The sequence below is a fragment of the Dactylosporangium fulvum genome, from assembly GCF_025137375.1.
In the GTDB taxonomy this organism is placed as follows: Bacteria; Actinomycetota; Actinomycetes; order Mycobacteriales; family Micromonosporaceae; genus Dactylosporangium; species Dactylosporangium fulvum.
In genome coordinates this window covers 8,122,687-8,135,512 of sequence record NZ_CP073720.1, presented here as the reverse complement: position 1 = coordinate 8,135,512, position 12,826 = coordinate 8,122,687, and the positions used below count along the sequence as shown (strand labels likewise).

Annotated in this window: 11 protein-coding genes; 6 read left to right on the top strand and 5 right to left on the bottom strand. The window is 71.8% G+C overall.

Annotated features, from left to right (window positions below; genetic code table 11):
- Nucleotides 1-10 precede the first annotated feature (10 nt).
- From Dfulv_RS37215 to Dfulv_RS37200, 4 genes are all read left to right on the top strand, one after another.
- Entirely contained in the window at nucleotides 11-478 is a 468-nt protein-coding gene (locus tag Dfulv_RS37215; RefSeq protein WP_259858502.1) for a hypothetical protein, read from the top strand.
- 121 nt (nucleotides 479-599) lie between these two features.
- On the top strand, nucleotides 600-1,508 hold the full coding sequence (gene pdxS, locus Dfulv_RS37210) for a pyridoxal 5'-phosphate synthase lyase subunit PdxS (protein ID WP_319805711.1): 909 nt from the start codon (nucleotides 600-602) through the stop codon (nucleotides 1,506-1,508).
- A 7-nt stretch (nucleotides 1,509-1,515) separates the two neighbouring features.
- Nucleotides 1,516-2,127 (top strand): pyridoxal 5'-phosphate synthase glutaminase subunit PdxT, encoded by a 612-nt coding sequence (gene pdxT, locus Dfulv_RS37205; protein WP_259858501.1) that lies wholly within the window; start codon nucleotides 1,516-1,518, stop codon nucleotides 2,125-2,127.
- Between the two features lie 5 nt (nucleotides 2,128-2,132).
- Nucleotides 2,133-2,888 carry a YebC/PmpR family DNA-binding transcriptional regulator gene (locus Dfulv_RS37200; protein ID WP_259858500.1) on the top strand — a complete coding sequence of 252 codons (756 nt, stop codon included), beginning with the start codon at nucleotides 2,133-2,135 and terminating at the stop codon, nucleotides 2,886-2,888.
- A 1,843-nt stretch (nucleotides 2,889-4,731) separates the two neighbouring features.
- Here the strand turns inward: Dfulv_RS37200 and Dfulv_RS37195 are convergent.
- Nucleotides 4,732-5,997, bottom strand: a complete 1,266-nt coding sequence (locus tag Dfulv_RS37195; RefSeq protein ID WP_259858499.1) for a hypothetical protein — start codon at nucleotides 5,995-5,997, stop codon at nucleotides 4,732-4,734.
- 162 nt (nucleotides 5,998-6,159) lie between these two features.
- On the opposite strand from Dfulv_RS37195, the gene Dfulv_RS37190 reads away from it, so the two are divergent.
- Both Dfulv_RS37190 and Dfulv_RS37185 read left to right on the top strand, forming a co-directional pair.
- Nucleotides 6,160-7,278: a sensor histidine kinase gene (locus tag Dfulv_RS37190; RefSeq protein WP_259858498.1), complete on the top strand. Its 1,119-nt coding sequence runs from the start codon at nucleotides 6,160-6,162 to the stop codon at nucleotides 7,276-7,278.
- A complete protein-coding gene (locus Dfulv_RS37185; protein WP_259858497.1) occupies nucleotides 7,275-7,931 on the top strand; it encodes a response regulator in 657 nt (218 codons plus the stop codon). The genes Dfulv_RS37190 and Dfulv_RS37185 overlap by 4 nt, the downstream gene beginning before the upstream one ends.
- Before the next feature lie 70 nt (nucleotides 7,932-8,001).
- On the opposite strand, the gene Dfulv_RS37180 is transcribed toward Dfulv_RS37185, so the two are convergent.
- The 4 genes from Dfulv_RS37180 to Dfulv_RS37165 are packed head-to-tail and all read right to left on the bottom strand — an operon-like array spanning nucleotide 8,002 to nucleotide 12,758.
- On the bottom strand, nucleotides 8,002-9,204 hold the full coding sequence (locus Dfulv_RS37180) for a cytochrome P450 (RefSeq protein WP_259858496.1): 1,203 nt from the start codon (nucleotides 9,202-9,204) through the stop codon (nucleotides 8,002-8,004).
- Nucleotides 9,201-11,048: an FAD-dependent oxidoreductase gene (locus Dfulv_RS37175; RefSeq protein WP_259858495.1), complete on the bottom strand. Its 1,848-nt coding sequence runs from the start codon at nucleotides 11,046-11,048 to the stop codon at nucleotides 9,201-9,203. The genes Dfulv_RS37180 and Dfulv_RS37175 overlap by 4 nt, the downstream gene beginning before the upstream one ends.
- A 34-nt stretch (nucleotides 11,049-11,082) precedes the next feature.
- Nucleotides 11,083-12,114: a sensor histidine kinase gene (locus tag Dfulv_RS37170; RefSeq protein ID WP_259858494.1), complete on the bottom strand. Its 1,032-nt coding sequence runs from the start codon at nucleotides 12,112-12,114 to the stop codon at nucleotides 11,083-11,085.
- Nucleotides 12,111-12,758 (bottom strand): response regulator, encoded by a 648-nt coding sequence (locus tag Dfulv_RS37165; RefSeq protein ID WP_259858493.1) that lies wholly within the window; start codon nucleotides 12,756-12,758, stop codon nucleotides 12,111-12,113. The genes Dfulv_RS37170 and Dfulv_RS37165 overlap by 4 nt, the downstream gene beginning before the upstream one ends.
- Nucleotides 12,759-12,826 lie beyond the last annotated feature (68 nt).

Here is a 12,826-nt window from a genome sequence, read left to right as displayed (position 1 = left end):
GCTGCGCCGCATGTGGTGGGTGATCGCCGTTGTGGCGGTGGTGGTGGCGATCGCCACGTACCTGACCTGGCTGGCCGCCCGCGTCGACCGGCTGCACGCCCGGGCGGCCGCGGCGTACGCGACCCTCGACGCGCATCTCGTCCGCCGCGCGGTCGCTGCGGTGGCGCTCGCCGAGGCCGCGCAGTTGCCCACGCTGATGTACGCGGCCCGCATCGCCCTCGACGCGGGTCCCGAGGATCGGGAGGTCGCCGAGAACGACCTCACCCGCCACCTGCGCTCCGTGACCGGGGCACCGCAGGACGTGTTGGACTCACTGGTGCACGTGAGCCGCCGGGTGGCTTTGGCGCGGCAGGTGCACAACGACGTCGTCCGGGACGCGCTCGCCGTGCGCCGCAGGCCGTTGATCAGGCTGTTCCGCCTGGCCAGGAAGCATCCGGTGCCGGCGTACTTCGATGTCGACGACCCGTCGCTGACCTAGCCACCGGCCCGTCAGGTGGCATTTGTGGGCCGCGGGGTTGGCATTGGCCGTCGGAGCCACCGGGTGATCAGGCGTAAACTTGCGGGTGAATCCAGGTTTTTGTTGTGAGGAGTGCTGCGCCGTGTCCGAGTCGCCCACACCCAGCTCGTCCGTGACGGGCACCGCCCGCGTCAAGCGCGGGATGGCCGAGATGCTCAAGGGCGGCGTCATCATGGACGTCGTCACGCCCGAGCAGGCCAAGATCGCCGAAGACGCCGGCGCGGTCGCCGTCATGGCCCTCGAGCGGGTTCCCGCCGACATCCGCGCCCAGGGCGGGGTGTCGCGCATGAGCGACCCGGACATGATCGACGGCATCATCAACACCGTCTCGATCCCGGTGATGGCCAAGGCCCGGATCGGGCACTTCGTCGAGGCCCAGATCCTCCAGGCGCTTGGCGTCGACTACGTCGACGAGTCCGAGGTGCTCACCCCGGCCGACTACAGCAACCACATCGACAAGTGGGCGTTCACCGTGCCGTTCGTCTGCGGCGCCACCAACCTCGGCGAGGCCCTGCGGCGCATCAACGAGGGCGCCGCCATGATCCGCTCCAAGGGTGAGGCCGGCACCGGCGACGTCTCCAACGCCACCACCCACATGCGCAAGATCCGGCAGGAGATCCGCCGCCTCACCTCCCTGCCCGAGGACGAGCTGTTCGTCGCCGCCAAGGAGCTCCAGGCGCCGTACGAGCTGGTCAAGGAGGTCGCCGAGACGGGCAAGCTGCCGGTCGTGCTGTTCACCGCGGGCGGCATCGCCACCCCGGCCGACGCCGCGATGATGATGCAGCTCGGCGCCGAGGGCGTGTTCGTCGGCTCCGGCATCTTCAAGTCGGGCAACCCGCAGCAGCGCGCCGCCGCGATCGTCAAGGCCACCACCTTCTACGACGACCCCGACGTGCTCGCCAAGGTCTCCCGCGGCCTGGGCGAGGCCATGGTCGGCATCAACGTGGACGACATCCCGGTGCCGCACCGCCTCGCCGAGCGGGGCTGGTGACCGCTTCGTGATCATCGGTGTGCTCGCCCTCCAGGGCGATACCCGCGAACATCTGCACGCCGTGGCCGCCTGTGACGCGATCGGGCGGCCCGTGCGGCGGCCCGAGGAGCTCGACTCGGTCGACGCGCTGATCATCCCCGGCGGCGAGTCGACCACGATGAGCAAGCTCGCGGTCGAGTTCGGCATGATGGAGCCGGTCCGGAAGCGGATCGCCGGCGGGATGCCGGTCTACGGCTCGTGCGCGGGAATGATCATGCTGGCCTCGTCGTTGCTGGATGCGCGACCGGATCAGGTCCCGTTCGGCGGGATCGACATGACGGTCCGCCGTAACGCCTTCGGCCGGCAGGTCGACTCCTTCGAAGGCTCCGTGGATATTTCGGACATCGAGGGCGGTCCGTTCTCCGCGGTCTTCATCCGGGCCCCCTGGGTAGAGTCGGTGGGTGACGACGTGCGGGTGCTGGGTCGCGTGAAGGACGGGCCGGCCGCCGGTAGGATCGTTGCGGTTCGGCAGCAGCACCTGCTCGCGACGGCCTTCCACCCCGAGCTCACCGGCGACCTCCGAGTCCATCGGTATTTCGTGGAGATGGCACGTGAGGCGGGTCAGACGACGGAGGGTTAGAAGAGATGTCCGGGCACTCTAAATGGGCGACGACCAAGCACAAGAAGGCGGTCATCGACGCCAAGCGCGGCAAACTCTTCGCCCGCCTGATCAAGAACGTCGAGGTGGCCGCCCGCACCGGCGGTGGTGACCCGGCCGGAAACCCGACGCTGTTCGACGCCATCCAGAAGGCGAAGAAGAATTCGGTACCGAACGACAACATCAACAACGCCGTCAAGCGCGGCTCCGGCCTCATCGGCGGGGGCGCCGACTGGCAGACGGCGATGTATGAGGGTTACGGTCCGAACGGCGTCGCGATCCTCATCGAGTGCCTGACCGACAACCGCAACCGCGCCTCGACGGAGGTGCGGGTCGCCCTCACGCGCAACGGCGGCTCGCTGGCCGACGCGGGCAGCGTGTCGTACATGTTCTCGCGCAAGGGCGTCATCATCGTCCCCAAGGCGGACGGCCTGACCGAGGACGACCTGCTCCTCGCGGTCCTCGACGCCGGCGCCGAGGAGGTCAACGACCTGGGCGAGTCGTTCGAGATCATCTGCGAGGCGTCGGACCTGGTTCCGGTCCGCACCGCCCTGCAGGAGGCGGGCATCGACTACGAGTCGGCCGAGTCCTCCTTCGTCCCGAGCGTGACCGTCCCCCTCGACGAGGAGGGCGCCCGCAAGGTCTTCAAGGTGATCGACGCGCTCGAGGACTGCGACGACGTCCAGAACGTCTACGCCAACTTCGACGTCAGCGACGAGGTCATGGCCCTGGTCGAGGCCTGACGCTCCCGCTCTGGAGGGCGCCCGCTCGGATCTCGAGCGGGCGCCCTCCTTGCTGTGTGTCGCGGGATGCCGCACCCGGTCGGGTCTTGCGTTGACTGGGTGGCTCCGCCGGGTTGCCTTCCGCGCTTGCCTCATCGCGGATGCTCACCTCGGCGGCGTCAGCGAACGCCTGGTGCGGGCGTCCAGGTAGGTGGCTGGGTGTGCCAGGCGCGGGTGTCCGGGCGGGTGGCTGGGTGCGGGCGTTCAGGCGGGCCTGGGTGTGCCGGGTGCGGGCGTCCCATGCGGGTGGCTGAGTGGGGGTGTTCAGGCGGCCAAGTGTTCGGGTGCGGGTGTTCGGGCGGGCCTGGGTGTGCCGGGTGTGGGCGGTTCAGGTAGGTGGCTGGGTGTGGGCGGCCAGGTGTTCGGGGCGGGTGTTCAGGTGGGCGGCCAGGTGTTCGGGTGCGCGTGTCCAGGCGGGCCTGGGTGTGCCGGGTGCGGGCGGTTCAGGTAGGCGGCTGGGTGCGGGTGTCCAGCTAGGTGGCTGGGTGTGCCGGGTGCGGGTGCCCAGGCAGAGTCCGGGTGCGTCGGCGACGCTTCTGCCGAATATTGTGGCCCTATGGCCTGCTGATTGCTGACCGGTGCCGTTACCCCCGGTTGCGGTCCAGTCGTGTCGGATATGCCTGGACGAGCCATTACATCGACATACTTCATTGGAATTTTGAGGGATTTTCATGATCCCGAAGACTTTGTGTCGCCATCGGTGCACCAAGTCTTCGGGATCATGAAAACGCCGCTACATCGACCTAGGTCTATGCACCATGATGTCCGGAATGTCCGCGCATTGTGTTGCTTGACGGGTGACGAAGTGCCCTGACGATTGACCTGGGCATCGCAGAACTCGGTGCAAGTGGCTGCAGAGGTCGGTGTCGTGAGCCTGGAGCGCGAACCCGCCAGCTCTCAATGCCCGCCGGCCCGACGCATCAGCCCTCTCACATCCTTTGGTCGGCTCGGCACCTGACGGCGCACCGCTGTTGGCGCCGAGCGTTTGCCCGCCTCATCGCTGAACGCCGGTCCGGCCTCGGGGCGCCGAGTGCCAGGCCACCTCCAGCGTCGATTGCCGGGTCGCCTTCAGCACCCGAGCGTTGCTCGTCTTGTCGCTGAGTGCAGGGCCGCCTTCAGCGTCAAGTTCCGGGCCGTCCCCTCGCGGCGGGCCTCAGCCAGTGGCCCCCTGCTTCGAGTGGCTTGCCCGCGTTGAGTGGCTTGCCCGCGTCGAGTGGCTTGCCTGTGTGGAGTGCCCTATCTGCGTGGAGTGGCTCGCCCCGCGCATGGCGTGCCCGCGTGGTGCGGCCCGTCCCGTCGGGCAGCTTGCCTGCATGGAAGCGGCGTGCCCGCGTGGTTCGGCGTGCCCGCGTGGTTCGGCGTGCCCGCGTGGTTCGGCGTGCCCGCGTGGTTCGGCGTGCCCGCGTGGTGTGGCGTGCCCGCGTGGTGCGCGGCCGTCCCGTCGAGCAGCTTGCCTGCACGGACTGGCCTGCCCGCGTGGTGTGGCGTGCCCGCGTGGTGCGGCCCGCCCCGTCGGGCAGCTTGCTCGCACGGACTGGCCTGCATGGAAGCGGCGTGCCCGCGTGGTGCGGGGTGTCTGTGTGGTGCGGCCCGCCCCGTCGAGCAGCTGCCCGCACGGACTGGCCTGCTCGCGTGGTGCGGGTCGTTTGGCCGCGAGCGCCACCCTCCCGGTCGACCGAACCGCCGATGCGCCTGAGGGTCGGTTCCCACGAAAAGCCGGGGGCCGGCCACCGTTCCCCGAATCGGCGGCCGGGCCGGCGGTCCACGGCGCCAGGGGCTGGGCGCCGTGGACACGGGAAACGGATCAGGGAGCGGGCACCGGGGCGGGGGCCGGTGCCGGGGACTGCGTGGACGTGAACCGCAGCGAGCGGGCCAGCAATCCGAAGCCTGCCAGCAGGAGCACCGGGCTCACCAGGCTCAGCGGGCCCACGCCCAACACCAGGAACGCCGCGATGCCGGTGCCCACCAGCACCGGGACCCACCAGCGGGAGCGGCCGTCCACCGTCGTCGCGACCGCCACCAGGATGAGGCCCAGCAGCGTGCCCGCCATGCTCGGCAGCGCCCAGGCGAACGTGAACAGCGCCTGCTCGCCCATCGACTCTTGCACCTTGTCGGCCGTCGCGTGGCCCAGGGTCTGCCGCGCCGCCAGGTCGCCGTAATCTCCTACCATCAGCGCGCTGAAGTTCGCGAGCGCCAGCACCGTGACGAAGCCCGCGATGCGGGCCAGGCGGCCGCCGTCGCGCGTCGCGGTCAGCACCGCCGGAATGAACAGCACCCAGGATAGGTGCAGGAAAAAAGCGCTCGCCTGGGCCAGGGCCGGGTGCTCCAGGAAGCCGGCGGTGTCCGCCGACAGGCCGGGGACCGTCGCGAGGCCGACGCCGAACGACACCGGGGCCAGGATCATGCTGAGCCGGCCGACGGCGAACCGGAACGCGCCGAACGAGTCGGGCTCCGCGGGCGGCGTGACGCGGCACAGCTGCCAGCCGGCCACCGCGTACGCGCCGGTCATGACCACCGGGCCGACGAGGCACAGCGGCACCGGGGAGATCGCGAACACGAAGTACCCCGCGGTGCCGGCCAGGGCGGCGCCCGCCGTCCACCAGTTGATGACCCGTGCCCGGGCCGCCGCGATCGGGGTGAGCAGCAGCGCGACCGCCCAGCCGAGGAGGCCCGGCACCTGCCAGCCCCACTGCGCCCACGCCATGGCCTGGAAGGCCTCGTCGACGGCCTTGACCTTGTCGTCGGGGAGGTTCTGCTCCAGGGCGAGCACCATGAGGTCGGATGCCATCAGCGCGGCGAACGTGACCAGTCCGAACCCGACGGCGACCCACGCGATGCGGGCGAGGACGGCGCCCCGCTTGCGGATCGGGTCGAGCAGACCGAGCAGGCCCGGCACGAACAGCACCCAAGCCCAGTGCAGCAGCACCGAGTGCCACTCGATGGCGTCGGGGGCGTTCCGGTAGATGCCGTAGCTCTGGTCCTCGGCGCCGAGGGCCGGGTCGACCGCCGTCGCGACGGCCAAGGTGATGGGGGCCAGAATCAAACAGACCGCAGCAGCCGTACGCCGCATCGGTTCCTCCTTGTCATCAGCAGTGCAACGGCGGTGAACGCTAGGCGGACCCGACCTGCCGGTAACCCGCATCGCGAGCGAACCGGGGTCCGCCGCGTGGGGGACGGTCGGTCATCCGGCGGACGGGCGAGCGGGTGACCGTGCAGCCCGTACCGTTTCGGTGTGCGCAGGTGGCAGGTCGATCTCGGAGTGGCCGGCGGGTTCGTGGCGTTCGCGCTCACGGAGGAGGCCGTGGTACGGATGCCGGGCGCGTGGTGGCCCTACGCACTCGCCGTCTTCGCCGTGCTGGTCGCGCTCCGGCGGAGCATCCCCCTCGTCGGGCTCGCCGCGAGTTGTGTGCACGCGAACAAGGTCTTCTACAGCGACATGGTCGTCACGTACCGGCTGTGGCAGCTCGCCGCGATGATCATCGCCGCCTACACCGTGGGCCGCCACGTGCCGCCCCGGCGCGGCAGCGTCCGCGGCTTCGTCGGGCTGGGGCTGGTCGTCGCCACCGCGCTGACCTACTGGGACGTCGACCACACCGATCCGATGGGCGCGTTCTTCTTCCCGATCGTGCCGTGGGGCCTCGGGATCGCGTTCGCGATCCAGCACCGGCAGAGCACCGACGCGGCGTCCGCCCGGGCGGCGATCCGGGAGCAGCGGGTCCGCGAGGCGGTCATGGAGGAGCGGGTGCGCATCGCCCGGGAACTGCATGACATGGTCGCGCACAGCGTGACGGTGATGGTGATCCAGGCGGGCGTCGTGCGACGTCGTCTCGACGCCGGGCTCAGCGTCGACGGTGAGCTGCTCAGGAGCATCGAGTCGTCCGGCCGGGACGCCGTGGGCGAGTTGCGCCGCACCCTGGGCCTGCTCCGCGGTGACGACAGCGGCGCGGCCGCCGCCCCGGTCGGGCTGGACCGCCTCGACGAACTGCTGGCGCAGGTGCGTGAGGCCGGGTTGACCGTCACGTTCAAGCGGGACGGCGTGCCCGTGTCGCTGTTGCCGGCGGCCGACCTCTCGGCGTACCGCATCATCCAGGAGGCGCTGACCAACGTTCTCAAGCACGCGGGCCCGACCAGGGTGACCGTCGAGATCCGGTACGGTGACGACGGCGTCCACCTGTCGGTGGTGGACAAGGGCGGGACGACCGCGCCCCTGGTCGCCGGCAGCGGCCAGGGCCTGATCGGCATGCGGGAGCGTGCGATGCTCTTCGGCGGCGAGCTCACGGCGGGTCCGGGCCCCGAGGGCGGATTCGCGGTCCATGCGCGGCTCCCGGCCCAGGTGGCGGTGCCCGCATGACGATCAAGGTCGTCATCGCCGATGACCAGCGGATGGTACGGGCCGGTCTGCGCATGGTCATCGAGACCGAACCCGACATGACCGTCGTCGGCGAGGCCAGTGACGGCGTGGAGGCGGTCGCCCTGGCGCGGCGCCTGCGCCCCGAGGTTGTGCTGATGGATATCGCGATGCCCCGCCAGGACGGGCTGGCCGCGACCCGGGTGCTGCTGTCGGCGCCGGGCGCGCCGCGCATCATCGTCCTCACCACGTTCGACACCGACGAGAACCTGTACAACGCCCTGCGCGCCGGTGCGAGCGGCTTCCTGCTCAAGGTCTCGTCGCCGGAGCACCTCATCACGGCGATCCGGGTGGTCGCGGGCGGCGAGGCGCTGCTCGACCCGGCGATCACGACGCGGGTCATCTCGGCGTTCGCCGGCTCGCCGGGCCCGCAGCCGCCGCCGGAGCTGGCAGAGCTGACCCCGCGCGAGACCGACGTGCTCCGCCTGATGGCGCGCGGCCTGTCCAACGGCGAGATCGCCGCGGCGCTGACGGTCGGCGAGGCCACGGTGAAGACCCACGTGGCCCGGGTGCTCATGAAGCTGGGCCTGCGCGACCGTGTCCAGGCGGTCGTCTACGCATACGAGTCAGGCATGGTCCGCGCCGGCAGCGCCTGACGCCGGCACGATCGCCCAGCATCGCCACCGTCGCACGATGCGATTGTGCGCCCCGGCGTCGATACCGGGCTCAGTCCAGGGCGACGCGCAGGTGGCGGGGGCCGCGCAGGATGGCGCTCATGCGGTACACCGGCGGATCCTCCAGCAGCCGGGCGTGCGCCAGCACCGGGGCCAGGCCGCGCAGCGCGACCTGGGCCTCCAGCCGCGCCAGCGGGGCGCCGAAACAGTAGTGGATGCCGTCGCCGAAGCCGAGGTGCCGGATGTGGCGGCGCTCCGGGTCGAAGCGGTCCGGATCCGGGATTTCCCGGGGGTCGCGGTTCGCCGCCGCCAGGACCAGTGTGATCGACGCGCCCTGCGGGATCGTCGTGCCGGCGATCGGGATGTCGGACAGGGCCCGCCGCCACGGCAGCAACTGGACCGGCGGATCCCAGCGCAGCACCTCCTCGACGAACGGGATGACGAGGCCGTCGTCGGCGAGGAAGCGGTCCAGCCAGACCGGCTGGCGCAGCAGGACCAGGGCCGCGTTGGCGACGAGGTTGACCGTCGTCTCGTGGCCGGCGATGAGCAGCAGCACCGCGGTGCTGATGAGCTGTTCCCGGGTCATCCGCCCGTCGGGACCGTCGTCCGTGGCCAGGGCCGAGAGCAGGTCGTCGCCCGGCTCGGCGGTGCGCCGGTCGACGAGGTCGCCGAGGTACCCGGCCAGGTCGCGGAACGCGGCGTGCGCGGCGTCGAGCTGCTCCTGCCGGGCGCGCCGCGGGTCGATCGACTGCAGCGCGGTGTCGATCCAGCCGCGGAACTTCGGCTCGTCCTCGACGGGCACACCGAGCAGCGAGCAGATGACCAGGACCGGCAGCGGGTACGCGAAGTGGTCGACGAGGTCCGCGGTCGAGCCCGGCAGGTCGCGGACCAGCCGGGCCACGATGTCCTCGAGCTTCGGCTGGAGGTCGTCGATGCGGTGCGGACTGTGCGGCGGGCCGAAGGGCCGGGTGGCGAGGCGGCGCAGCCGGTCGTGCTCCGGCGGGTCGAGCCGCAGGAAGCTCGGCGGCAGCCCGATCTGGGCGTGCGCGTCGGCGTCGGGACCGTCGTCGATCTGCGAGCTGACCCGTGGATCGTGCAGCAGGTCGGCCACCTCGCGGAAGGTGCTGACGACGTACGTGCCGTCCGGCTGCCGGTCGACGGGTGTGCGCCGCAGGGAGGTGTAGAGCGGGTACGGGTTGTGCCGGTTCACCGGGTCGAGGACGGCGTTGAAGACGGAGCCGACCGAGGCGGTCACGAGTTCCTCCCGAGGTCAGCCGAGCTGAGCAGGGTGGCGTGGCGCTCGCTCGGGTCGTGGCCGGTGACCATGACCGTGGCGTCACGGGCCAGGAACGTCGGGTCCGGTACCTCGGCCGGGACGGGCAGCACGTCCGCCGGCTGGTCCACGGTCGTGAACTCCGGCGGGAAGGGCGCCGCCTGCTCGATCAGCCGCTCGTAGAACGGCAGCCACTTGGCCTGGTTGAAGGCGACCGCGCCGGTGAGCCGGCCCTTGTAGCCGTACGCGGCGGTGAAGCGCCGCTCGGACACCGACCCCTGGGTGATGACGACCTGGTCGGAGAAGGTCGGCACGCCGACCGACTTGATGTTGTTGCCGAACTGCAGCGACCAGAACCACGGCATGTGCAGGTGCGGCCATCGGTCCGACTCGTCGCTCACCATGTTGTGCGCGGCGATCTCGGCCTGTGCCACGGCGTTGGCCCAGTGCTCCAGCGCCAGGAACTGGTAGCCGAACATCGCGTTGGGCGCCCGGGCCACGTCGCCGGCGACGAAGATGTCGTCGGTGACGAGCCCGTTGACGTCGAACGCGCGGCAACCGGCGTCGCAGGCGACCCCCCACGGACCGACGGCGAGGCCGGAGTCGCGCAGCCACTCGACGTTGCGGAGGCCGCCGAGCGCGGCGACGACGACGTCGACCGTCTGGCTGGTGCCGTCGGAGAAGTGCGCGCGGTGCACCCGGCCGTTCGCGTCGCCCTCGATGGCCAGCACGGTCGTACCGCAGCGCAGGTCGACACCGTTCTCGCGCTGGATGTCGGCGGCGACGGCGCCGATGACCCCGCCGAGCGCCCCGGCGAGCGGTGTCGGCGCCGCCTCGGCGACGGTGACGTCGAGGCCGAGCGAGCGGCAGGTCGAGGCGACCTCCGAGCCGGTGAACCCGGCGCCGACGACGAGGACCCGCCCGGGTCGCTCGCCGGTGCGGCCGGTCCGCCGGATGAAGTCGCTGTGGCCCGTGTCGAGGTGGGACGGGTCGATGTGCGCGGGATCGACGTCGGCCGGGTCGATGCCGGGGGCGTGCCCGCCCGGGGTGCTCATCGCGGGTGAGGGTGCGACGGACGGCGCCGCGGCGGGGGAGCGGACCACAGCGGTCCGGCCGGTGCGCGGGCCGGAGCCGGGACGGGTGCGTACGACCGGCCGGCTGAACGCCGAGGGCAGGGCCATCAGCCGCTGCCGCAGCCGGGCCGCGTCGTCGCGGGTCCGGAGCAGGAACAGGCCGTCGAGCGCCGCCTCCGTCGGGTCGGGCCACGGGCGGGCCCGCACGCCGGTGGCGATGAGCAGCCGGTCGAACGGCACCGAGGAGCCGTCGGCGAGTTGCACCCGCCGGTCGGCGAGGTCGAGCCCGATCGCCGACACCCCGAGCTTCCAGCGCACGTCGAGGTCGGCGCGGTGCGGCAGGGTGGTCGCCTCGGGCTCCACCGCGCCGGCGAGCGCCTGTTTCGACAGCGGCGGACGGTCGTACGGCTGGTACGGCTCGTCGTCGATCAGCGTCAGCGAGCCGTTGAACCCCTCCTCGCGCAGTGCCTCGGCGGCCCGCAGCCCGGCCAGCGACGCCCCGACCACCACGATCCGGGCCGCGCCGGACGCCGGCGGATCAACCGGCGGCAGGTCCTGGATCGCGACCCGGTCGATCTGGATCGCCTGCACGGGGCAGGCGGCGGCCGCGCGGCGGACCCTCTCGCGGTACTCCTCACCCGGCGCCGGGTCGTAGAGCAGCGCCTCGTCACCCTGCATCTGGAACGCGGACGGGGCCAGGAAGGCGCACTGGGCGTAGCCCTGACACTTCGTGAGGTCGACAACCACGCGCATGGGTCCAAGGTCGCGGTCCGTCCGCCCCCGTGCCTCACCCGGCGGGCAGGACGGAAGCGGTAGCCAGGGTCGGCAGGGCCGCGCGGACGACGGTGCCGGCCCCGGGGGCGGTGACGATCTCCAGCCGCCCGCCGACGAGGGCCGCCCGTTCCCGCATCGACCGCACCCCCAGCCGGCCCGGGCGTGGGCCGTCCGCCGAGAACCCCACCCCGTCGTCGACCACCTCCAGGACGACCTGCGTGTCTTCGCCGGACAGCCGGAGCGTGACATGTGCGGCGGCGGCGTGCCGGGCCGCGTTGGCCAGCGCCTCCAGTGCGATGCGGTACAGCGCCTCCTCCACCTCCGGGCTGACGACCGGGTCGGCGTCGAGTTGCAGGCCCCAGTCGGCGGTCTGCGCCCCGTCGCGGCCCGGCGCCGCGTGCAGCGTCTCGAAGAGGCCCTTGAGCGCGGTCGCGAGCCCCGAGCCGACCAGCATCTCCGGTCGCAGCCGCAGGATGATGCCGCGCAGGTCCGACAGGCCCGCTGCGGCCGTCTCCTGGATCCAGGCGAGCGACTCCCGCGCCTGCGCCGGGTTGCCGTGCAGCAGCTCGGCGGCGGTACCGGCACCGAGGCTGATCCCGTACAGCGTCTGGACGACGGAGTCGTGCAGGTCCCGGGCGAGCCGCTCGCGTTCCTGGATCGGCTCGGCGGCCCCGCTCAGCAGCAGCCGCGCGAGCGGCGCGAACGGCGCGAGGTCCCCGGTCCGCGGCGCCCGCCGCCGCCCGACCCCGACCAGGATCCCCGCCCCCTCTCCGTGTTGATCTTGCACTTGTGGTGTCGGGACGCCCTTGCCGGGCGCCGCAAGTGCATGATCAACGCCGGGAGGGGGTGGGAGAGGGAGGTAGAGGACGGGGTCGACACGCGCCGGGCGGGCGGTCGACAGGACGCGGACCGCCAGGTCCGGATCCACGCCGACCGACGCGCCCGCCGAGGCGCGCACCACCGCCGCGGCGTCGAGGACGTGGACGGACTGCACGCCGGTCACCTGCCGGGCGAGCGAGCACAGCTCGTCGAGCGCCGCGCTCAACTCGGGGCCGCCGCGTGGACGGGGACCAGCCCGACACGCATCGCGTAGAGGGCGGCCTGGGTACGGCTCTCGGCGTTGAGTTTGGACAGGATGTTGCTCACGTGCGTCTTGACGGTCTGCGGCGCGATGTGCAACTCGCGGGCGATCTGCCCGTTGGCCCGGCCGCGGGCCAGCAGTATCAGCACCTCCTCCTCGCGCCTGGTGAGCTGCGGCGGGGTGGTCGGCACGTGCACGTCCCGGACCAGGCGGGCGGCCACCGCCGGGGACAGTTGCACCTGTCCGGCGGCCGCGGCCCGTACCGCCCGGTGTAACTCCTCGGCGTCGGTGTCCTTGAGCAGGTAACCGACGGCGCCCGCATGCAGGGCGTCGGCGATCAGCTGCGGTTCGAGGTAGCCGCTGAGCGCGACGACCTCCACACTGGGCAGTTCGCGGCGGATGACGGCGGTCGCGCTGATCCCGTCGAGGCCCGGCATCAACAGGTCCATCAACACGATGTCCGGCCGCAACTCGTGGGTGAGGGCCACGGCCTCCCGCCCGTCCGCCGCGGCGCCGACGGTCTCCAGGTCGGTGCTCAGGGACAGGAAGCTGCGCAGGCCCTCACGGACCATCGCATGGTCGTCGGCGATCAGGATCCTGATACTCATCGTCGCGGGCTATACCCGGAGAAAGGTGCGAATCACCACGTATCAGGTGCCAGGTGGACTACGCCAAT